Raw genomic sequence first — 22700 nt, 5'->3', positions numbered from 1 at the left:
CGATGATCGCGGCCTTGTTGTTTCGGTCAACTCAATAGCTGTCTTGCGGCAGGCTGGCGATGATCGAGCGGTAGCTGTTCATCCGCTGCTGCTGCACACGGCCGTCTTCCAGGGCCTTGAGCAGGGCGCAGCCGGGTTCGCGATCATGTTTGCAATCGCGGAAGCGGCAGGTGCCGATCAGGTCGTTGAACTCGATAAAACCCGCCTCGACATCGGCGCGGCTGACGTGACCCAGGCCGAACTCGCGAATCCCCGGGGAGTCGATCAGCTCACCGCCGCCCGGGAAGTGGAACAGCCGCGCGGTAGTGGTGGTATGGGTGCCCTGGCCGGACAGCTCGGAGAGCGGGCCGACACGGGTGTCCACCTCGGGCAGCAGGCTGTTGACCAGCGAGGACTTGCCGACCCCGGACTGGCCGACAAACACACTGATGCGCCCGTCCAGTTGTTGCTGGAGCTGTTCCATGCCGTTGCCGTGATGGGCCGACACTTCCAGCAACGGATAACCCAACTGCCGATAGACCGCCAGCAACGCATTCAGCGCCGGGGCATTCTGCTCGTCGATCAGGTCGAACTTGTTCAGCAGCAGCAGCGGTCGGATACCGGCATGCTCGGCCGCCACCAGGTAGCGGTCGATCAGGTTGGCATGGGGCTCGGGCAGCGGCGCGAAGACAATCACGATCATGTCGACGTTGGCCGCCACCGGCTTGAGCTGGCCACGGCTGTCCGGGCGCTTCAGTTCGGTGGTGCGCGGCAGTTGCGCGACGATCACGCCGATGCCCTGGTTGCCGGCACGCCAGACCACCTGGTCGCCGGTGACCAGCGCCGGCAGGTTGGCCCGCAGGTGGCAGCGGAACACCTGGCCCTTGAGCTCGCCTTCCAGCGCCTCGACTTCGACCTGCACGCCGAAGTGCGCGATCACCAGGCCCGTCTGCTCGGCCCCCAGGTCGCCGCCTTCCAGTGCCTCGACGGCCTGGGATTCGCGTTTGGCGGCGCGTGAGGCGCGTTCGCCCTGGATCTTTTCGATGCGCCAGTTCTGGCGGCGGTTGAGCTGGCGTTTGGCCATGGGTGTTCCGTGTCGTTGAATCGGCGGGGAGGGTCAAGCGGTCGCGAGTTTAGCACGCCCGGCAAGCGCGGCCTGCGCTAAACTGTGCGGCTACGCCGAGGAGCCAACCCATGCAAAACCCACAGAACCTGATCTGGATCGACCTGGAGATGACCGGCCTGAACCCGGACACCGACGTCATCATCGAAATGGCGACTATCGTCACCGACAGCGACCTCAACACCCTGGCCGAAGGTCCGGTGATCGCGATCCATCACAGCGATGCGATCCTGGCCGGCATGGACGAGTGGAACACCCGTCAGCATGGCGGTTCGGGCCTGACCCAGCGCGTGCGTGACAGCCGTATCGACATGGCCGAAGCCGAGGCGCAGACCATCGCCTTCCTGGAACAGTGGGTGCCGAAAGGCAAGTCGCCGATCTGCGGTAACAGCATCTGCCAGGATCGACGCTTTCTCGCGCGTCATATGAAGGCCCTGGAAAACTATTTCCACTACCGCAACCTGGACGTGTCCACCTTGAAAGAGTTGGCCGCACGCTGGGCGCCGGAAGTGCGTGACAGCTTCCAGAAGGGCAGCACGCACCTGGCACTGGACGATATTCGCGAGTCGATCGCCGAGCTGCAGCACTACCGCAAGCACTTCATCAAGTTCTGAGTCACACCGATGATTAGCGCGCTGCGCCCTTTTGGGGCGCGGCGCAAATCAGTAGACTGCCGGCCTTCACCTGCCCGGATCGCCATCATGTTGCTGATGCTCTACCTCGTCGCCATTACCGCTGAAGCCATGACCGGCGCCCTGTCGGCCGGACGTCGTGGCATGGACTGGTTCGGCGTGGTGCTGATCGCCTGTGTCACCGCCCTCGGCGGCGGTTCGGTGCGCGACGTGTTGCTGGGGCATTACCCGCTGACCTGGGTCAAGCACCCGGAGTATCTGGTACTGACCTCGGTCGCGGCCTTGGTGACGGTGTTTATCGCGCCGTTGATGCGTCACTTGCGCTCACTGTTCCTGGTGCTCGATGCCCTGGGCCTGGTGGCCTTTACCCTGATCGGCTGCATGACCGCCCTGGAAATGGGGCAAGGCATGATGGTGGCTTCGGTCAGTGGGGTGATCACTGGGGTGTTTGGTGGAGTACTGCGAGATATTTTCTGCAACGATATTCCCCTGGTCTTCCGCCGTGAACTCTATGCCAGCGTCTCGTTCGCCGCCGCCTGGTGTTTCCTGGGTTGTACCTATTGGCAGTTGCCCAGCGAACAGGCGATCTTGATCACACTGTCCGGTGGTTTTCTGCTGCGCTTATTGGCCATTCGCTTTCACTGGGAAATGCCGAAGTTTGTTTATAACGATCAGGCCTGATAGTGGACCTATATATCTATTGTTTGATCTCTTATTGTTGATCTGTTTCGCAGGCATCGGATCAATAAATTCCGTTTTTATTTAGAAAAGGACTGCGCGTAGCCTTGTGACTCATCAGGAGTAATAAGGATATTGCGATGCTTGAGTCTTTTCCACCTGGCAGCCTCCCTTCGCGCCCCCTTGCGCAGGGCGGAAAGCTACTGTTCGACCCGGACCTGAATCACTATGAGATTTCGGGTGGTGTCTTGAACAAAGACAGCCTGATCTATCTGGAAACGGTTCGGCGCACGTTGAAGAAGTATGATGTTTCTTTACCGGGTCTTTACCTGCAGGATAGGGAAGTCTATGCGGCCCTGGGCGAAAAGGCCTATCTCCTGGGGCGGATTTATACGCAAGGAGTGAATGAGCGGCGCATTATTTATCCTTGCTTTAGAGAACGTTTTGTATTCGACTTCATGCAGGAAATATCGACCTTTTCTCTCTGGAAAGAAATGAGTGAGGAGTCAAAGGCGGAGTATGCAGATCTCAAGTCGAAATTGATAAAGGCGCCCGCCGCCGAAGAACAGCGGATCAACTTTGTGCTGACCCAGGATTTCACGACCCAGGCCAGTCTGGAGGGCGGGGATTTCAGGGGGAAAAAAGAAGAGCTGGGGTTTCTGAATGGACTGCTTTCTCTTTACCAGGTGGGCGTCGCACAGGCAAGGATGAGGGCATTGCGAGGGGTGGTCCTGACGGATGCCGGGGTGTCGACTACGAAAAACAGTCGACGCAAGCGAGCCGTCGGGCATTCGTTGAATCTCCTGGTGGGTGATGATGTTGCCGATATCAGGCTCTATCAGGTTATCGCTTCGCAAAGTGTTACCGACCGTGCGTCCATGCAGTTGCTTTCCACCTACTACAGGCGATGGAAAGGGCGTATCAAGACACGGAAAAACTTTATTGACTTTTTGTCAGCCATCAATCTTCGCTCAATTCCCCTTGGTTACCTTAGCGGGCTTCACCAATTAACGGCATTGAGAGAGCATAACCTGGCCCAAACGCTTCTTTCTCTACCTAACGTAAACTCTGCTGAATGGCGGCGGGTGTTGCTCAGTGTCCACGAGGAGTTTACGACGGTTAGAGGAAGAATCCTGGCCGGTATACTCAGTCCTGGCGCTCGTCCGTATTTAACCTGGGACGCGGCTTATACCCTGAGCAATAGCCGTCTGCTGATAGGCTATGCTTCTTCCACCACGGGGGGCCTGCCTTTTGATGGGGTTCTCAACATTATAGGGCATGGCATCGATATAGAGAGCCGTGTGCTCGGGGATGCAGAAAAGGTCGCGGGTTGGCTATACAGCAATTTACTCGCGACCTATGCCGAGGCCGGGTTTAAAAAATTAAAGGTTGTCAATTTTCAGTCTTGCCATATTTCTCAAAGTCTGGCCACCCACATCACGCTTCTTCTTCTGGAGAAGGCGCTGCCTCATTTTGAAACGGACAAGATTCCCAATGTGCTTGTCGTCAGCAGTCCCACCGCGCCTCTTGTATTAACCGCCGAGCCACCCCTCGGACATCTGTCGAGTCGCTGGCAAGCGCAATATCTGGTTTTTCCGGGTCACGTTCTCAAGGCGTTCAGGTATCTCATCAATACCTACCCCACTATTCAGTTGGCGGTCAAAGAACATTTTGAATGGCCGGGTCATGATCCCGATTTGAGTAATCCTTCATTCATTGAGTACTTGAGGAGTACCAATGTTCTCAAGGTGAGTCGGATATCTCCCATCGCCGGTTCTGAGCTGGAAAACGTATCGCTCAGGTATTTGAGGGGGGTTGTAACGGAGTATTTTAATGTTCGGCAGCGCGGTGTTGATGAATATACCCGGCTCATCAGCGAACATTTTCCCGAAAACGTTGACGCAATTCGCTCATTGGTCACGGTCGCCTCTATAGCGGAGGGATCACAGTTATTGCCCGTCGGTGAAGTCAAGACAATCAGGAAAGTAGTGTTTTTTCTGGCGAGTTTGAAGCTGGCCAGGGCGCGACGTGATTTCGTGGGCGGCTATAATCTGTATACAAGCACGAAATTAAAATTTCTGATCGACCCTTATGATCCTGTCGGTCCGTTAAAAATAAGGAGTTTTACGGATGTGATTTTCAGGCTGTGTGGTAGCCCGGTACCTAGCAGCGAGACGAATTACCAGCTTGCTTACAGGAAGATGTTTTTACTTGATAAGCAGGATTACTTCGAGATGACCAACATCAATATCGATGCGGCCGCTCGTGAGTTTTTCAAGAATATACCCTATGTCAATTTCACTCCGGCGGTGTTCCATTCTTTTCAAGAGGCGAGTCCGCAGTCGAATACTATCGTGGTGGACGCGGCCCTGCGGCAGGGCCTTGTGGGCAGCGAACAGTTTGGCGTGTCGACGCGGGATCTGAGAGCGGTGCTCGAGTCGGGCGAGGAAAACAGAATTCTTCCCGCCATCGATCAGCTGGAAAACAGCCTGAAACGAAAGAAGGCGCTGGTGCAGGACTCGGCGTCCTTGAGAAGCCTGCAAGAGACCCAGGAAAACCTCGGCCGCGCGAAAACCGCCATCGAGAAAAAGCAACTGTCCCCCACCGTCCTGAAGAGCACCGCGCGGGTGGCCGCTGGCTCCAGTCGATTGCTCGGGGCCTTCGGCGTCTTCGTGGACTTCCGCACCCAGCCCTTCCACTTGGACTTTTCTTCGGTCAAGTCGAGCCTGTTCACTACCAGCGACTCACTAGCGGTGGTCAAGGGGGTCTTTGATTTCACCACCGACATCGGGCCGGTACTCGCCTTGCGCCTGGCCTCCAGCGCCTCGCGAGCGCTCTGGCAGCCCCGGCTTGATCATCTGTTCTTCAAGATGAACAAGGTGCTGCTGCCCCTGGATGTACTGTTCACGGCGGTCAGTCTGTATCGCAACATCGAAGGCGCGCGGTTGGCGAAGACCGCGGAAGAGCAGGCGCTCTATATCACCATGACGGTGATCGATGGGGCCTCGTTTGGTGTGAGCCTGGCGGGATTTATCCTGATTGGCGTGCCCGGGGTAGGAGTCGCTCTGATCCTTGTGGGCATGGCCCTGGCCGTTGTGAATATCCTCTTGAATGCCATCGTCAGCCTCGCCCAGCTGGAGAATTATCGCTGGGATGAGAAGGTGGGGCTGTTCTTCAGTAATCTGTTCGGCGCCTCGACGCTGCCGGGGATCCTGACCCAGCAGCAGATGCGCCAGGCGGCGGATCGGCTGTTCGAGGGGAATGCCGATCACACGCAAGGCGCCATCAGCAGCGGCTTGTCTGAAGAAGGTATCGATCTTCTTCTGACGCCGATGATCAATGACGTGGACGATCAGGATCAGACCAACCCGATCAAGGACATCGGGATGGTGAGCCAGGACACCAGTGTTCGCCAGCAGCCCAGGGGCTACACGTTGTCGCCGGCGGGGCTTGGTCCGGCTGATTTGGCCGTTTGGTCGGATGCCAAGGGCAAGGGCAAAAGCGAGCAGGTCTACAAGGGCTGGTACCTGCGCCGTCGGGAGGCTCGCCGGGGGCGAGAGCGCAAGCTGATGGTGACGATGCCTTCCACGCCGAGCACACGGCTGGAGGTACTGGATTTCGGTCCGACACCGACGATCCTGCTGTTCGGTGCCACGCCTCATCTGCTGCTGGAGGCCAATCCGTTCGGCTGGGCAGCGGGAGAGTCTCCGCAGGAGCAGGCCCTCAACAAATACCAGGTCAGGCTGCACCCCGAGACCGCCTACACCCTGCAGTTCAAAAAGAGCGTACTGACCTCAAAAGACTTTGACTCGAACTTTGGCAGCCGAACGGAGTTGACCGTGCCCGAGGGGGCGTTCCTGCGTTTGCCTCAAGTGAGCCTGGACCTGTCCGGCCAGGAGGATGCCCGCGAAACGCTGGCGGAGTTGGACCTGTCCCTGCCTTCGCTGGAGGTCGTCAAGTTCAAGGACAAGAGTACTTTCCGGCTCGACCTGGTGAATGCCGCTGACCACGGCGCCTGCGCGCTGGAGCAGGTGGTGCGGACCGTCCAGCTGCCGGCCTATATCCGCTTCAAAAGCGGAGAAATCCACCCCGTGATGGCGGTGGTGGGGGAAGGCTCACGGATCACGCTGAGAAACTCGACGGGACGTTCGCTGCTGCTGCTAAGGCGGGAGGTTCGCCGTTGCGAGATTGAGATACAGGCATCGGTCAGCGGTTTTGCAGTTTCCGTTTAGATACGAATCTGACGGTTCAATAAAGTTTAAGCACTTTAAGGGAATATAAGTGATGAGTGACAGGAAAGTAATAAAGATTACCGGGCATGCCGCCGCGACGGACTCGAAGCTGGAAAAGGTCGAGTTGATTCTGACGGATACTTCGCTGAGATATTACGACCTCATCACCCGGCTGGATCCACGGGTAACATCTGTTAACAGGCAATCGTTCAAGGTGGAGGATCGTGATCAAGCCAAGCTGCAGGTGTCGTTGGAAGGCAATTTTTTTGTCAGCGAAGTCAAAGATGATGAGTTGATTCTAAGAAAGAACATAGAGAATAATTTAAAGCTCATTCTGCAAAACCAGACCCTTACCTTGAATCCCGATCTCTATTACGGGAATCGTTTATATAATGTTCTGGAAATGGATTTGCCGGAACTTCTTATTCCCGGGAATAACCAGCCGGTGATGTTGGGGAGCGCCGCCAGTCGGCCCTATGACTCGACAGCGCTGGTATTCAATGCAGAGAAGGAGGCGGATCTCGATCGGTATCCAGGCGACACCCTGGTCAATTACGAAATCAAGCTGACCCGGCATGACGGGCAGCCGACGATCCCGACAACAGGGTATCTGAGTTTTGAGGAGATAAAGAAAGCCAAAGCAAAAGGTTTCGTTATTCTTCCGAGTGTTCCGACGTCAGCCTTCCATTTGAGCTCCCTGCAGTTTTCCTACCGTATTACGACGCGTGGGGGCGCTCGGATCAGCTCTTTGGAGGACGAAAAAAAAGATTTCCTGCTGATCATGGCTCGCGCGTCAAGCCATCAGCTCATCGATATGAAGGCCATCAACAAGACCCATAGCCTCGACTTTTTGGAGATGAAATGTCTTTTGAATGGCCAGGACCTGTTCAAGTATTTGAATATCGCCGTTCCTCGGTTCAGGGTCTTTTATGATTCGGGAAGTGAGGTGTCCTATAATAGTGTGCACCACCTTGAACTTTCGACGGCGGTCAAGAAAATAGAGCATGGACTGCTGATTGACATGGCGTCGCTCGCATCGGTTACTTATCTTGATCAGAAATCTTTTTTACGCATGAAGGGATTGGCGTATTTTGAACAGGCACCACCGGAAATCGTCAATTTTTCCTATGAAATGCTCGACGCACATTATCAGCCGTTGAGCGAGGAACCCTATGTAGGTCGTGGTCACTTTAGAAAAGTCATCGAAGACGCTGCCGCGACGCGATTGTTCAATTTGGACAGGCAGGGCGATCCCTACTTTTTTCAGTTGGATATCAAGGACCCTTTAAAAGAAAATACCTCGGTTTGTTATTATCGAATCCTTCTGACGCCTCTCTTTCCCTCGGCGGCAATGGATCAGGTATTTTTCTCCGAAATTGACTTTTACTTTGATCGCGCGCTGACATTTTCAGCGATTGCACAAGGGGCGGATCTCCCCCATGAGGACCTGGATATAGATCCCGTGGTCGAGGATTCCAAGCTGGAAGCGTTTCTTGAACAACATGTTTTGGCCTATACGGAGATTCCTTTCTCTTTTGAAAGAATGGCGAAAGATGTGTTCATGCGCGGGGGCTTTCCCGAAGCGGTGGCGAAGAATGTCTCTGTTCATGGCTATTCGAAAACCGGAAGAAAGCTATTCAGTAGCGCCTGGCTGAAAAAGGCCAGCCTCGAAGAAACACCCGCCTGGTGGCAGGGTGTGGAAATACTGGTGCTCTGTATCTGGATGAAAAAGAGTGCCCTTTCGGCAACCCCTTCACCTTACACATACCGCGCGGAAAGGGAGTTTGAAGGGGGCACTTATGACGCACCGTATTTTCTGACCGTCGAAGGGAAATTCAATCCGTATACCTACATTCCCTGCCTGAAAGGCAACCATGAATATGAACTGGATCCGCTCTTTTCCAACATCCTGTATGTGGGGCAGGGGCGCAGCAAGGTTCAAGGTCGCGGCTCACCGAATACGATTTATCTGATGTGGGACTCCCACACCACCTTTGATTTCGCCGCGGAGGAAGACCTTCGCAAGGGCATGGCGCCTTCTCGTCTGAAGCTGATGGGGGTCGAACTGGAGCACATCACGATGCAGGTCCCGGGGCCGGAGGATGAGCGTTGGGGGAGTATCGTTTTAGAGTGGGCCGTGCTGGTCGATCCTGAAAAGGAGCTGGCCGCGACCCAGGATTCCGTGCTTCTGGCCAGGTTGGGGGGGCGCCAGACGTCGCTCAAGGAAGGCTCGTTGACGCTGGTCAATTTCTTGAAGGAGCCGATCGGCGAGTTTCTGGAAATCGAGATAAGGGGACGCCGGTACAGCCTGGAAGTGTCGCAAAACGACGGAAAGGTCCATTGGCGGCGACACGTTGACCTCAGTCGTGAAACGCTGGGTGAGAAAACCGTTCTGCGTCAGTGGAGTGGCAAGACAGAGTACGTGTTGCGCAACAGCATTCTGGGGCAGGCCAATACGCCCCTTTATCCCAGCGAAGACGGTCAGGATATTTTGATCGCGCGGGGTGACGTGGCCTATCTGCATGGCGGTCGGCATGAAACCCAGCTGGTCGGAAATTTACCCGAGAACTTTTTCTACCTCAACCAGGGTGGAACCGACAATGTGATTGCCAACGGTTATAGAAATACCATTGAAATTTCCGACGTATTGGGCGGGGACAAGGTGCTCTTCCTGTCTACAAAGAAGGAGGCGGTCAACTTTATTTCAGCCCCTGCTGTCAGTTTCAGAACGGCGCAAATAAAAGAGGATGACCTGTTCTTTTTTCTGGAAACGGACGAGCACCTGCTGACGATTTGCTTGAAAGGCATTCTGGCGTGGCAACGCTCCGCGCAAAAACGACTCAGCCTGCTGTTTGAGGAGGGGATGTTCAGCGCCGATCAGTTGATTGAGTTTTTGAAACAGTCGGAGTTGAGTCATCGAGAGGAGGCTTATCGGTTCCAGTCGGCTCTACCGGAGCCGGCTCTTCAACAAGGCTTTACTCAATTGGCCGATAGGGTGGCTGAGGATAAGCACTCCAAGGCGTATCTGAAGGATCAGATCAACCGGTATGACGTGGTCGAAAAGGAATAAGGAGAAGCCCTGATGTCTGCGCAAGTCAAGTTATTGGAGATGAACGAAGACCGTTATAAGGTAGCGTGCCCTTTTTATGGAGAAAAGGACTATGCCTTCACGTTCAAATTTACCGCTGTTCACGCGGTCTGGCAGGCCCATGATGCCGATTCCGCCAGTCTTGTCGCCAAACCGAATATCTGGATGGGCGAAGAGAAAGAAGATCATTATGTTATTGAACAACGGCCAGGGGCTGCTGAGCAACGGGTGCTTTCTTATCGGCTAGGCCGAAGTTTTACATTGGTCTGCCTGAACGATCAGTTGTATCTGATGCTCAGGGTCTGGGAGGAAGATAAGGAGGGCAAGGTTTCAGCGGCGAGTCGGCGTAATAAAAGCGCGGTGAAAGTCGCCACCCGCATGGTCTCGGGAAAAGTCGAGCCGCTGATGTTCTCCCATCAGGATCCCTGTGTCATCAAACTGGAAACCAGGGAGGGGCTCTCGACCGTCAAGGTATGGAACACTAAAAAAAACGCGGAAGCGCCCTATATCCTGAGTGATTTCGGTGACGCATTTAATGATTTTTTCTCTGGTTTTAGTGAGTTTCAGTTCAATACCATTCCCGTGGCCATTAAAAATGGTCAGCACTCCTTGCGCCTGGAGAGAGTGGCGGCCTGGGTGGGCAACGCCCAGCCAGAGGGGGTGGAAAATTTCAGGGATTATCTGGAAGAAAAAGATCAGGTATTGAAGTGCTTTGGATATCGGCAATTACCTCTGGAACGCTTGTCTGCCTATTATCCGTTTCAGAAAAACAGATGGGGCACACTCAATGACGAGCTGTTTTACGCCGTGGAAAATACCCATTTCGATATCGAAACGACTCAGGGGCTGTGCTTTGATGCATTTAAAAATAAAGTCTCCCTTTCTTTAACGCCTTCGGCAGGCCAAGGGGCCTCGGGCAGTTTTATGTTGAATGTGTTGTTGAAGGAGCCGAGGTTGTTTGAGATCACGACGGTCGGCTCGTTGATTGATACGTGGAGTCGCAAGGAGCCGGTCTTTTCAACGCGGCAATACGGGTTGAACTTTAAGAAAATTGTGGAGGACGTGGAGCGTTTTGATCCGGCCGCGACCTTTGTTCCCGGTGCTCACTATAAAGATCGAACCCTTGCGGAAATGATCAAGATCGGCGCATTGGCGAGCAGGCTTCCGCTCTTTATGGAACAGCTGCGGGTGTCGAATTTTGAGGTGACGGGGCAACTGAAGGCAACCATGAGTCAGCTTCAGGCCAAACTGAACGAAGATAAAAAGGCCCTTTACACCCGTCGAGCCGATATTGGCGTTCTCACCTGCAAGACCTCCGTACCACAGAACAGCATCGTATTCACTGTGCAAATGCTAAGGCGAATGAAGGTCGACTCAGCGACTGGGGAACTGAGTCATGAAGAGAAAATGGTTTTCCATGACGACCAGGGTAACGACCGTGGGGCGATAGACTTGAAGGATTTCCCGTGTTTCCTGCTGCTTTCTCTGAGTGATGATCGAAAGGCCTTCAATGTATGCGCTGCTCGTACTGACAGCGATCTTTCCCGCGGGCTGGACGCTTCTTTGACGTATGCGATTGCCCCCACCGCCGATCAAACCAAGCCTCAAGACAATCAAACCATCAATGAAGTCATGCTGACGCTCGGCCTGGGAAGTACAGGGGGAGGCGGCCCGATGATCTCGATCAAGGATTTGAGTTTTTGGCGTAGTGCATTGTGGCGCCGTGAGGGGGTGCTGACGGTCGGGGATAAGGTCGACAAGGACTATAACGTGAAAACATTGGCCCACTTAAGCTTTTCCGGTTCGCTCAATCCTCTGGTCGAACAATATAAGAAATCTTTGAAGGTTTAGGTGGGTGTATGCAAAAGTTATCGTTTGACTACAGCCTGAATCAATATGAGATATCAGGCGCTGGGCTGGACAAGGAAAAGCTGGCCTATCTTGAGTCCATCCTGAAGGTCTTGAAGCGCTACGCGGTTGTTTTTCCAAGTCTTTATTTGGAGGATACAACGATCAGAGCAACGCTGGTCGGGAAGACTTACACCCTGGGCGAAATCTATACCCAGGGGAGCGGGGAGCAGCGAGTGATCTATCCCTGTTTTCGACATCAGTGGAGCTTTGATTTTACCCGGGATATTCAGTCCTTTGTGCTTTGGCAGGAGATGAATGAATCGCTGAGAGCGACTTATTCGGAGCTTGAGTCGGATTTGTTGACCGCAAGAGAGGGCGTTGCGCACGCGCGGGTCCATTTGGCCTTGCTCAAGGATTTCATCGCAATGGCCAAGGTCGAGGGCAATCACCTGACTGAAAAGCGGGAAGAGTTGAGCTTTTTGAAGGGGTTGATCTCACTCTATTATCTGGGTGTCGTCCAAAAAAAATGGCGGGTGTTTCAGGGTATCAACTTACCGGTGAGCCCCTCCCGACCGGGTGTGCGTGTGAAACGTGCTGTGGGCACGTCGCTCAATCTGCTGATTGGTGAGGATATTGCCAGTACCCTGCTGTATCAATCACTTATAACCTATGAAAATCAACATCCGTTGACGCTGATCGATTTTTATTTTTCCTACAAAAATAGAGGTGCGTTGAAAGATTCCGATGATTTAATCAAGTTCTCCATTTCGTTTAAAGAGGTATTTCGACGGATCTATGGCAGCGAATGGCAGATCAGTGCAATCGCTTTTCCCACCATTGTCGATGTCTTGAACCCCAGTGCGGCAATCCCCATGGATCCAGAGGACGCTCATCGATATATCGGCAATCTGGATAAGGAGTTTGTACGTTTCAGAAAGGAAAATCTGGATCGGTTGATTGGGCTTGATCAGGACTTGGGCGTCCACAGCATCAGCAGCTACCATCAGGCGCGATCACATGATATCGATACGTTCTTCGGTCGCGGCCGACCCAGCCCGATTAATGTCCTATCGATTGATTACATCAGCCCACGGGCGGCAGGTGCTCCGTTTGACGGCATCATCAACATCGTCGGTCATGCGGATATTTTTGGTTTGGCCGGCGTCTCCAGTGCTGAGAGAGTAGCCGGCTGGATATACAGTAATGTTACGAGCGTATTTGGAAAGGAGCCTGCCAGGTTCAAGGAAATCAGGTATCTTAATTTTGCCGCGTGTAATTTCCCCAAGGCCATGGCGGAGTATGTCGCGGCGCTTTTTGTCGAGCGCTGCCTGGAGGCGGGGCGCTTTAATGTACGGGGCGGGGACGGTGTAGAAAGACGCTGGATCCCGAATATAACCGTTATTTGCAGTCCTCACGCTTCTTTGGTGGCGTCCGCAAGCTCAGGCCTGGTACCGTTCAATGCGACGGATATCAAGGATAGAATGGCTCCTCTTCCTGGTGTCGTGCTAAGAATCATGAAGGAGATGCAATCGGCCGAGTTTATTGATTTTATATCGAAGACTGGCGCTTGGGATTTTGCTGCGCCCGCGGTTCAGCGCTTCTTGCAGGAAACCCATGTGTTTTCCGTCGCCGGTCTGGTCAAGGAGGCTTTTCAAGGCGGTGTTGTATCAGAGGCTGAGTTTGACCAGGCCAAGCAGGAAAAAGCGTCTGGTTATAGTGTTTATGAGCGCGACCTGGAAGAGGAACGAAAGAGGAGAAGGGCTGAGACAGTTGCGATTGGTGAAATGCCGTCGTTGCTGCTTGGGCCTTTGGCAGAGGCGCGGCATATTGCCCGCATGGAACACTTGGCTTATGAGATGGTTTCCATCAGGCCCAAGGGCGCGGAAGCGTTTTTACGGGTCAACACATTTGAAACCATGCGCCAGTTGCACGAGTATTATGCGGAAATAAAAAATCGCTATCTCTCTCGCAAACCGGATGGAACCATTGATGCCGATGCGAGGGTCAATAGTCAACAGTACAAGAGAGCCTTGGAGGATTTGAGAGCAGAAAACAGAATCAAGATTCTGATTGATCCGTTCGATCCCGGATATCATTACAAACGGCAGTTGATACTCAAGGGCTTTCGTGAGCACTTAGGTATTGTCTATAGGGAGTTCCAGGATTTTCCGTTCTACAGTGCGCATTACTCCCCGCTGTTTGGCGTGCAACCGGATAATTACGCAACGACCTCTTACTATAGTCAGCAGTTGGCGCAGATTCTCTTTTCCGTTACCAAGCAAGAGTACAGGGAGATGACAGGCATTGAGGTGGATAGGATTCACCTGTCGCCTGAAAGTAGTGTGCCGGACTCTATCTTCAGTGATGCTCAGCGGCACTTTAACGCTTCGACCACGAGGGTGATAGTGATTGGCGAGCCCCTCTATCGCAGTCTCTTGGGCAGTGAACAGTTCGGTGTGTCGACGCGGGACCTCAGGGCGGTGCTCGAATCAGGTGAGGAAACCAAGATTCTTCCCGTCATCGATCAGCTGGAAAACAGTCTGAAACGCAAGAAGGCTCTGCTGCAGGACTCAATGTCCTTGAGGCATCTGCAAGAGACCCAGGAAAATCTCGGCCTTGCCAAAACCGCCATCGAGAAAAAGCAGCTGCCCCCCGCTGTCCTGAAGACCACCGCGCGCGTGGCGGCCGGCTCCAGTCGATTGCTCGGGGCTTTTGGGGTCTTTCTGGACTTCCGCGCCCAGCCCTTCCACCTCGACTTTTCTTCGGTCAAATCGGGCTTGTTCACCACCAGCGACTCACTGGCGGTGGTCAAGGGGGTCTTTGATTTCACCACCGACGTCGGGCCGGTACTGGCCTTGCGCCTGGCCTCCAGCGCCTCGCGAGCGCTCTGGCAGCCCCGGCTTGATCATCTGTTCTTCAAGATGAACAAGGTGCTGCTGCCCCTGGATGTGCTGTTCACGGCGGTCAGTCTGTACCGCGACGTCGAAGGCGCGCGGTTGGCGAAGACCGCTGAAGAGCAGGCGCTCTATATCACCATGACGGTGATCGATGGCGCCTCGTTTGGTGTGAGCCTGGCGGGATTTATCCTGATTGGCGTGCCCGGGGTAGGGGTGGCTCTGCTTCTTGTGGGGATGGCCCTGGCCGTCGTGAATATCCTCCTGAATGCCATCGTCAGCCTCTCCCAGTTGGAGAACTATCGCTGGGACGAAAAAGTGGGGTTGTTCTTCAGCAACCTGTTCGGCGCCTCAACGCTGCCGGGGATCCTGACCCAGCAGCAGATGCGTCAGGAGGCCGATCGATTGTTCACCGGCTTGCGGGAAGAGGGCATTGATCTTCTTCTGACGCCGATGATCAATGACGCGGACGATCACGATCAGACCAACCCGCTCAAGGATATTGGTGCGGTCAGCCAGGACACCAGCGTTCGCCAGCAGCCCAGTGGCTATACGTTGTCGCCGTCGGGGCTGACCTCGGATGACTTGACGTTCTGGGCGGATGCCAAGGACAAGGAAAAGACCGAACAGGTCCATAAGGGCTGGTACCTGCGCCGCCAGGAGGCTCGCCGGGGGCGAGAGCGCAAGCTGATGGTGACGATGCCTTCCACGCCGAGTACGCGGCTGGAGGTGCTGGATTTTGGTCCGATACCGACGATCCTGCTGTTCGGCGCCACACCTCACCTGTTGCTGGAGGCCAATCCGTTCGGCTGGGCGACGGGTGAGTCCCCGCAGGAGCAGGCCCTCCACAAATACCAGGTCAGGCTGCATCCCGAGACCGCCTACACCCTGCAGTTCAAAAAGAGCGTACTGACCTCAAAAGACTTTGACTCGAACTTTGGCAGCCGAACGGAGTTGATCGTGCCCGAGGGGGCCTTCCTGCGTTTGCCTCAAGTGAGCCTGGACCTGTCCGGCCAGGAGGATGCCCGCGAAACGCTGGCGGAGTTGGACCTGTCCCTGCCTTCGCTGGAGGTCATCAAGTTCAAGGACAAGAGTACTTTCCGGCTCGACCTGGTGAATGCCGCTGACCACGGCGCCTGCGCGCTGGAGCAGGTGGTGCGGACCGTCCAGCTGCCTGCCTATATCCGCTTCAAAAGCGGAGAAATCCACCCCGTGATGGCGGTGGTGGGGGAAGGCTCACGGATCACGCTGAGAAACTCGACGGGACGTTCGCTGCTGCTGTTGAGGCGGGAGGTTCGCCGTTGCGAGATTGATATACAGGCGTCCGTCAGCGGTTTTGCGGTTTCTGTTTGAATCTCCAGGTCAGAGCGGGACTGGACCCAGGGCACTGCGCTCGGCATGTTGGCGCAGCGCCCACTGCACATGCTCCTGGACCAGTTCCGACGGATGGTCCCGGCGGGTATTGAGGGCTTCAAGCACGGGGATCGTCGAGGGCGCATTCCCCAGCCCGACCGCCAGGTTGCGCAACCAGCGCTCATACCCCGCCCGGCGCAGTGGCGAGCCCTCGGTGTTTTTCAGAAAGGTCTCTTCGTCCCACAGGAACAGCTCGGCCAGCCCGGCATTGTCCAGGCTGTGTCGGGGCTTGAAGTCGCCTTCATCGGATGCGCGGGCGAAACGGTTCCATGGGCAGACGATCTGGCAATCGTCACAGCCAAACACCCGGTTGCCGATCAGCGGCCGCAACTCTTCCGGGATCGCGGTTTTCAGCTCGATGGTCAGGTACGAGATACAACGCCGGGCGTCCAGCACATAGGGCCCGACAAACGCCGCCGTCGGACAGATATCCATGCATGCCGTGCAGCGCCCGCAATGTTCTGTGGCATGGGGAGCATCCACTGGTAGAGGCAGGTCGACAAACAGTTCGCCGAGAAAGAAGTAGCTGCCGGCCTTGCGATTGAGCACCAGGGTGTTCTTGCCGATCCAGCCGAGCCCGGCCTGTTCGGCAATGGCCTTTTCCAGCACCGGGGCGCTGTCGACGAAGGCGCGGTAGCCAAAGGGGCCGATAACCTGCTGGATACGCTCGGCGAGCTGTTGCAGGCGCTTGCGGATCAATTTGTGATAGTCACGGCCCAGGGCATACCGCGAGACATAGGCTTTTTCCGGTTGGCCCAGGCGCTGGGCCATCTGCGTGTCGCCCGGGAGGTAGTCCATGCGCAACGACACCACTCGCAACGTGCCGGGCACCAGCTCGTCGGGGTGTGAGCGTTTGCTGCCGTGGGCGCCCATGTAATCCATATCGCCGTGATAGCCGGCATCGAGCCAGCGTTGCAGGTGCCGCTCATGCTCGCCCAGCTCCAGACCGGCGATGCCGACTTGCTGAAAGCCCAGTTCACGGCCCCATTCCTTGATGGATTGGGCGAGGGCGGGGAGGTCGACGCGATTTACAGGCATGAGACAGGAGAAACCTAGGCTTTGGTGCGTATAATTCTGCCAGACATCAGAGCTCGACGACGCATGCCGCAGACCAAACCGCCTTTTTCCGATATTCAGTCATTGACCCTCGCCACCCTGCCGAGCCTTCCCGCACGAGAACTGGACGCCCACAAAGGGCAGTTCGGTCATGTGCTGTTGGTCGGCGGCGACCGGGGTTTTGGCGGCGCCATTCTGCTCGCGGCCGAAATGGCCTTGCGCGGCGGTGCCGGGCTGGTATCCCTGGCGACACGTCCGGAACATGTGGCGGCGTCCCTGGCTCGGCTGCCGGAGGTGATGGCGCTGGGCATCGAGTCGGCCAATCAGCTGATGACGGTGCTGGCCCAGGCGGGCGTGCTGGTGGTCGGCCCGGGGCTCGGTCAATCCGCGTGGAGCCGCAGCCTGTTGTCACTGGCGGCCAATGCCGGGTTGCCGCAAGTCTGGGATGCCGACGCCCTGAACCTGCTGGCCACGGGCAGCTTTACCTTGCCGGCGGACAGCGTGATCACCCCTCATCCAGGCGAAGCGGCACGCTTGCTGGGGATTTCCACGGCCGCTGTACAGGCCGATCGTCCCGCCGCCGCCCTCCGGCTGGCCCGGCAGTACCAGGCGGTCTGCGTGCTCAAGGGGGCGGGCAGCCTGATTGCCGCGCCGGACGGGCGCTTGTCGATCTGCGAACGCGGCCATCCGGCCATGGCCACCGCCGGGCTAGGCGATGTCCTTTCCGGTTTGCTCGGCGCCCTGCGCGCCCAGGGCTTGCCGGCTTACGACGCCACCTGCCTGGCGGTATGGCTGCACGCCAGTGCCGGCGAGCAGTCGGGTAAAAACGGCCGAGGACTGGCGGCCAGCGATCTGATCCCGGTCATTCGACAGTTGCTGGAGGAGCAATCACCGTGTCTGAACTAACCCTTCAACTGCCGGATGAAGAGGCCATGGTCGCCTTCGGCCGGAAAATCGCCGAAGTCACCCGTGGCATCGGGGTGATTTTCCTCGAAGGCGATCTCGGCGCCGGCAAGACCACCTTGTCCCGGGGCATCATTCGCGGCCTCGGCCATGCCGGCGCGGTGAAAAGTCCGACTTTTACCCTGGTTGAACCGTACGAAATCGCTGATATCCGCGCCTTCCATTTCGATCTGTATCGCCTGGTCGACCCGGAAGAGTTGGAATACATGGGGATTCGTGATTATTTCGACGGCGCGGCCCTGTGCCTGGTGGAGTGGCCACAGCGGGGCGAGGGCTTTTTGCCAAAGCCCGACCTGGCCATTACCATTAGCCCGCATAATGGCGGTCGTTCGCTGTATCTGTTGTCCCAGGGCGCCCGAGGCGACTCCTGGTGTGCCGAACTGGCATTGGAAATCAAATAAATGATGGGGTTTGGTATGCGCATTCGCGCGTTGGTTGCTGTCGTGGGATTGTTGCTGGCGGCACTGGCCGTTGACGCCGTTGCGGCGACACAGGTCAAGAGTGTTCGCCTGTGGCGGGCCCCGGACAACACGCGCCTGGTGTTCGACCTCTCCGGCCCGGTCCAGCACAGTGTGTTCACCCTGACTTCTCCGGATCGGCTGGTGATCGATATCAATGGCGCGACCCTGGGTGGCCCGTTGAATGTGCCGACCGCCAACACCCCGATCAACAGCGTGCGGGCGGCCCAGCGCACACCGACCGACCTGCGGGTGGTGGTTGACCTGAAAAAGGCGGTCACCCCGAAGAGCTTCGTCCTGGCGCCGAACGCGCAGTATGGCAACCGCCTGGTGGTCGACCTGTTCGACAACCCCGCCGATGCCGCGCCACCCGCGGCGCCGACCCCGACGGTGGCAACCGTGCCAGCGGTCCCGGTGACGCCAACGGAACCGGCGATCAAGCTGCCGCCGGCGCCGGCGGGCAAGCGTGACATCATCGTGGTGATCGACGCCGGCCACGGTGGCGAAGACCCGGGTGCCTCCGGCTCCCGTGGCCAGCACGAGAAAGACGTGGTGCTGGCCATCGCCCGCGAACTGCAACGCCAGGTTGGCGGTATGAAGGGCTACCGCGCCGAACTGACCCGTACCGGCGACTACTTTATCCCGCTGCGCGGCCGTACCGAGATCGCCCGCAAGAAAGGCGCCGATCTGTTCGTCTCGATTCACGCGGACGCCGCTCCTTCGGCCGCGGCCTTCGGTGCCTCGGTGTTCGCTTTGTCCGATCGCGGCGCTACTTCCGAGACTGCCCGTTGGCTGGCGGACAGTGAAAACCGCTCCGACCTGATCGGTGGGGCCGGTAACGTCAGCCTCGACGACAAGGACAAGATGCTCGCCGGCGTGTTGCTCGACCTGTCGATGACCGCTTCGCTGACCTCCAGCCTGAACGTCGGACAGAAGGTCCTGAGCAACATCGGCCGGGTTACGCCGCTGCACAAGCAGCGCGTCGAGCAGGCCGGGTTCATGGTGCTGAAGTCGCCGGATATCCCGTCGATCCTGGTGGAGACCGGGTTTATTTCCAACTCCAACGAGGCCTCCAAGCTGGCCTCTTCGAATCACCAGCAGGCCCTGGCGCGCTCCATCAGTGCCGGTATCCGCCAGTTCTTCCAGCAGAACCCGCCACCGGGCACCTATATCGCCTGGCTGCGGGATTCCGGCAAGATCGCCGAAGGCCCGCGTGACCATCGCGTGGCACCGGGCGAGACCCTGGCCATGCTCGCCGTGCGCTACCAGGTCTCGGCGTCGACCTTGCGCAGTGCCAACAACCTGACCAGCGACGAGCTGAAGGTCGGGCAGAACCTGACGATTCCGGGTGCGGAACTGGCGGCCAAACAATGAGTGAGGCCTTGAACAGCAGTTCTCGTATCGAACTGCTCAGCCCGCGACTGGCGAACCAGATTGCCGCCGGTGAGGTGGTCGAGCGCCCGGCCTCGGTGATCAAGGAACTGTTGGAAAACAGCCTGGATTCCGGTGCCAAGCGCATCGATGTGGATGTCGAGCAGGCCGGCGTCAAGCTGCTGCGAGTGCGCGACGATGGCAGCGGCATCTCCGCCGACGACCTGCCGTTGGCCCTGGCCCGCCACGCCACCAGCAAGATTCGCGACCTGGAAGACCTGGAACGGGTGATGAGCCTCGGTTTCCGTGGCGAGGCCCTGGCCTCCATCAGTTCCGTCGCCCGGCTGACCCTGACTTCCCGCACCCGCGACGCCGACCAGGCCTGGCAGGTGGAAACCGAAGGCCGCGACATGGACGCCCGGGTGCAGCCGGCGGCCCATCCGGTGGGCACCTCGGTGGAAGTCCGCGACCTGTTTTTCAACACTCCGGCGCGGCGCAAGTTCCTCAAGGCCGAGAAGACCGAGTTCGATCACCTGCAGGAAGTGATCAAGCGCCTGGCCCTGGCCCGCTTCGACGTGGCCTTTCACCTGCGCCATAACGGCAAAAGCATTCTCAGCCTGCACGAGGCCCATGACGATGCGGCCCGTGCCCGGCGCGTGGCGGCGGTCTGCGGCGCAGGGTTCCTCGAACAGGCCCTGCCCATCGAAGTGGAACGCAACGGCCTGCACCTGTGGGGCTGGGTCGGCTTGCCGACCTTCTCCCGCAGCCAGGCGGACTTGCAGTATTTCTATGTGAATGGCCGCGCGGTGCGCGACAAGCTGGTGGCCCATGCGGTGCGCCAGGCTTATCGCGACGTGCTGTTCAATGGCCGGCACCCGACCTTCGTGCTGTTTTTCGAGGTCGATCCGGCGGTGGTCGACGTCAACGTGCACCCGACCAAACACGAAGTGCGGTTCCGTGACGGGCGCATGGTCCATGACTTCCTCTACGGCACCCTGCACCGCGCCCTGGGCGACGTGCGCCCGGAAGATCACCTGGCTGCGCCTGCCGCGGTGGCCGGCATGGTCCGGCCGACAGGGATCGAGGCCGGCGAGTTCGGTCCCCAGGGTGAAATGCGCCTGGCGGCCAATCTGCTGGAGCAACCCCAGTCGCAGCCTGCGTCCGCCTTTGCGCCGGCGGCCGGATCGGGCTCGGGGGCCGGTTATCAGTATCAGTACCGCCCGCAATCGACCCAGATGCCCGCCGCCGCCGAGGCCCAGGGCGTCTATCGCGAGTTTTTTGCACCGCTGCCCGACGCGGTAGCGTCTCCGACCCTGCCCGACAGCCAGGGCGATGTGCCGCCCCTGGGTTATGCGCTGGCGCAGCTCAAGGGCATCTATATCCTCAGCGAAAACGCCCAGGGCCTGGTGCTGGTGGATATGCACGCCGCCCATGAGCGGATCATGTACGAACGCCTGAAGATCGCCATGGCCAGCGAAGGCCTGAGCGGCCAGCCGTTGCTGGTGCCCGAATCCCTGGCGGTCAGCCAGCGCGAAGCCGATTGTGCCGAAGAACATGTCGGCTGGTTCCAGCGCCTGGGCTTCGAATTGCAGCGCCTGGGCCCGGAAACCCTGGCGATCCGGCAGATCCCGGCCCTGCTCAAGCAGGCCGAGGCCAATCGCCTGGTCCAGGACGTACTGGCCGACCTGATGGAATACGGCACCAGCGACCGGATCCAGGCGCACCTGAACGAATTGCTCGGAACCATGGCCTGCCACGGCGCGATTCGCGCCAACCGGCGCCTGGCCCTGGCGGAAATGAACGGTTTGCTGCGGGATATGGAAAACACCGAGCGCAGCGGCCAGTGCAACCACGGTCGGCCCACCTGGACCCAGCTCGGGCTGGATGATCTGGACAAACTGTTCTTGCGCGGTCGCTGATGATGGCTTCCAAGGCACTACCGCCGGCCATTTTCCTGATGGGCCCGACGGCGGCGGGCAAGACCGACCTGGCCATCGAGCTGACCAAGGTGCTGCCGTGCGAGCTGATCAGCGTCGATTCGGCCCTGGTCTACCGGGACATGGATATCGGCACGGCCAAGCCCTCGAAAGCGCTGCTGGCGGAGTTTCCGCACCGTCTGATCGATATTCTCGACCCGGCACAGAGTTATTCGGCGGCGGAGTTTCGCAGCGACGCCCTGGCGGCGATGGCCGAGATCACCGCGCGCGGCAAGATTCCGCTGCTGGTGGGCGGCACCATGCTCTATTACAAGGCGTTGCTGGAGGGCCTGGCGGAGATGCCGGCGGCCGATCCGCAGATCCGTGCCGAAATCGAGGAAGAAGCCGCACGTTTGGGCTGGCAGGCCCTGCACGACCAACTGGCGGTCATCGACCCGGTCTCGGCGGCGCGCATCCACCCCAATGACCCCCAGCGCCTGAGTCGGGCGCTGGAAGTCTATCGGGTCAGCGGATCGAGCATGACCGCCCACCGCCAGCGACAATCTGCGCAAAGTACTGACGCAGCCGCTTCGGGACGGCCGCAATTGCCCTATACTGTTGCCAACCTGGCTATCGCCCCGGCGAATCGCCAGGTTCTGCACGACCGAATTGCACAAAGATTCACACAAATGCTGGAACAGGGGTTCGTAGACGAGGTCGTAGCTCTGCGTGGGAGAAGTGACCTGCATGTCGGGTTGCCGTCCATACGTGCTGTGGGCTACAGGCAAGTCTGGGAGCATCTGGAGGGCAAGCTGACGTCAGCCGAAATGCAGGAGCGCGGCATCATTGCCACGCGCCAGTTGGCAAAGCGCCAGTTCACCTGGTTGCGCAGCTGGACGGATCTGCACTGGCTCGACAGCCTGGACTGCGACAATCTGCCACGCGCCTTGAAATACCTTGGGACGATCTCCATATTGGGCTGAGTCCTTGCAATTGCCGTCTATCCTTGGGGGAAAGGCGGTACAAGCCATCCATTTACCCATTTT

At 57.7% G+C, this 22700-nt stretch carries 13 protein-coding genes; 11 read left to right on the top strand and 2 right to left on the bottom strand.

Annotated elements, in window-relative coordinates:
• Positions 1–31 precede the first annotated feature (31 nt).
• Positions 32–1063, bottom strand: coding sequence for a small ribosomal subunit biogenesis GTPase RsgA (gene rsgA, locus M5C56_RS09210; RefSeq protein ID WP_103496861.1), 1032 nt, complete (start codon positions 1061–1063; stop codon positions 32–34).
• A 110-nt stretch (positions 1064–1173) separates the two neighbouring features.
• Here rsgA and orn point away from each other — a divergent pair, with 110 nt between their 5' ends.
• The 6 genes from orn to M5C56_RS09180 all read left to right on the top strand — a co-directional run bounded on the left by orn (position 1174) and on the right by M5C56_RS09180 (position 15830).
• Positions 1174–1716, top strand: coding sequence for an oligoribonuclease (orn, locus tag M5C56_RS09205; RefSeq protein ID WP_103496860.1), 543 nt, complete (start codon positions 1174–1176; stop codon positions 1714–1716).
• An 84-nt stretch (positions 1717–1800) separates the two neighbouring features.
• Positions 1801–2415, top strand: coding sequence for a trimeric intracellular cation channel family protein (locus M5C56_RS09200; RefSeq protein WP_177101505.1), 615 nt, complete (start codon positions 1801–1803; stop codon positions 2413–2415).
• Positions 2416–2552: 137 nt separating this feature from the next.
• Entirely contained in the window at positions 2553–6644 is a 4092-nt protein-coding gene (locus M5C56_RS09195) for a hypothetical protein (RefSeq protein ID WP_247263108.1), read from the top strand.
• Positions 6645–6696: 52 nt separating this feature from the next.
• Positions 6697–9714: a hypothetical protein gene (locus tag M5C56_RS09190; RefSeq protein ID WP_103498189.1), complete on the top strand. Its 3018-nt coding sequence runs from the start codon at positions 6697–6699 to the stop codon at positions 9712–9714.
• A 12-nt stretch (positions 9715–9726) separates the two neighbouring features.
• Positions 9727–11583, top strand: coding sequence for a hypothetical protein (locus tag M5C56_RS09185; protein WP_103498190.1), 1857 nt, complete (start codon positions 9727–9729; stop codon positions 11581–11583).
• Between the two features lie 8 nt (positions 11584–11591).
• Positions 11592–15830 (top strand): hypothetical protein, encoded by a 4239-nt coding sequence (locus M5C56_RS09180; protein WP_247263107.1) that lies wholly within the window; start codon positions 11592–11594, stop codon positions 15828–15830.
• Between the two features lie 9 nt (positions 15831–15839).
• On the opposite strand, the gene queG is transcribed toward M5C56_RS09180, so the two are convergent.
• Positions 15840–16928 carry a tRNA epoxyqueuosine(34) reductase QueG gene (gene queG / locus M5C56_RS09175; RefSeq protein ID WP_103498411.1) on the bottom strand — a complete coding sequence of 363 codons (1089 nt, stop codon included), beginning with the start codon at positions 16926–16928 and terminating at the stop codon, positions 15840–15842.
• A 63-nt stretch (positions 16929–16991) separates the two neighbouring features.
• Here queG and M5C56_RS09170 point away from each other — a divergent pair, with 63 nt between their 5' ends.
• From M5C56_RS09170 to miaA, 5 genes are read left to right on the top strand one after another with little or no spacing between them, the layout of a single operon-like run.
• The gene (locus M5C56_RS09170; protein WP_103498410.1) at positions 16992–17852 is read left to right on the top strand and encodes an NAD(P)H-hydrate dehydratase; all 861 of its coding nucleotides are present in this window, start codon (positions 16992–16994) and stop codon (positions 17850–17852) included.
• The gene (gene tsaE / locus M5C56_RS09165; RefSeq protein WP_103498409.1) at positions 17840–18310 is read left to right on the top strand and encodes a tRNA (adenosine(37)-N6)-threonylcarbamoyltransferase complex ATPase subunit type 1 TsaE; all 471 of its coding nucleotides are present in this window, start codon (positions 17840–17842) and stop codon (positions 18308–18310) included. Before M5C56_RS09170 ends, tsaE begins: the two co-directional genes overlap by 13 nt.
• Positions 18311–18313: 3 nt before the next feature.
• Positions 18314–19741: an N-acetylmuramoyl-L-alanine amidase gene (locus M5C56_RS09160; RefSeq protein ID WP_218586074.1), complete on the top strand. Its 1428-nt coding sequence runs from the start codon at positions 18314–18316 to the stop codon at positions 19739–19741.
• Positions 19742–19749: 8 nt separating this feature from the next.
• A complete protein-coding gene (mutL, locus tag M5C56_RS09155) occupies positions 19750–21657 on the top strand; it encodes a DNA mismatch repair endonuclease MutL (protein WP_247263106.1) in 1908 nt (635 codons plus the stop codon).
• The gene (gene miaA, locus M5C56_RS09150) at positions 21657–22637 is read left to right on the top strand and encodes a tRNA (adenosine(37)-N6)-dimethylallyltransferase MiaA (protein WP_103498406.1); all 981 of its coding nucleotides are present in this window, start codon (positions 21657–21659) and stop codon (positions 22635–22637) included. The genes mutL and miaA overlap by 1 nt, the downstream gene beginning before the upstream one ends.
• The last annotated feature ends 63 nt before the right edge of the window (positions 22638–22700 follow it).

The organism is Pseudomonas sp. MWU13-2862 (assembly GCF_023242495.1).
GTDB lineage: Bacteria > Pseudomonadota > Gammaproteobacteria > Pseudomonadales > Pseudomonadaceae > Aquipseudomonas > Aquipseudomonas gingeri_D.
Note: the sequence above shows the minus strand (reverse complement) of the source record. Positions and strands in the feature narration are given on the sequence as shown.

Bases quoted from the DNA above. Each gene is read 5' to 3' on its own strand.
- rsgA (WP_103496861.1), bottom strand. From the start codon at position 1,063: ATGGCCAAACGCCAGCTCAACCGCCGCCAGAACTGGCGCATCGAAAAG.
- orn (WP_103496860.1), top strand. From the start codon at position 1,174: ATGCAAAACCCACAGAACCTGATCTGGATCGACCTGGAGATGACCGGC.
- M5C56_RS09195 (WP_247263108.1), top strand. From the start codon at position 2,553: ATGCTTGAGTCTTTTCCACCTGGCAGCCTCCCTTCGCGCCCCCTTGCG.
- M5C56_RS09190 (WP_103498189.1), top strand. From the start codon at position 6,697: ATGAGTGACAGGAAAGTAATAAAGATTACCGGGCATGCCGCCGCGACG.
- M5C56_RS09185 (WP_103498190.1), top strand. From the start codon at position 9,727: ATGTCTGCGCAAGTCAAGTTATTGGAGATGAACGAAGACCGTTATAAG.
- M5C56_RS09180 (WP_247263107.1), top strand. From the start codon at position 11,592: ATGCAAAAGTTATCGTTTGACTACAGCCTGAATCAATATGAGATATCA.
- queG (WP_103498411.1), bottom strand. From the start codon at position 16,928: ATGCCTGTAAATCGCGTCGACCTCCCCGCCCTCGCCCAATCCATCAAG.
- M5C56_RS09170 (WP_103498410.1), top strand. From the start codon at position 16,992: ATGCCGCAGACCAAACCGCCTTTTTCCGATATTCAGTCATTGACCCTC.
- M5C56_RS09160 (WP_218586074.1), top strand. From the start codon at position 18,314: ATGGGGTTTGGTATGCGCATTCGCGCGTTGGTTGCTGTCGTGGGATTG.
- miaA (WP_103498406.1), top strand. From the start codon at position 21,657: ATGATGGCTTCCAAGGCACTACCGCCGGCCATTTTCCTGATGGGCCCG.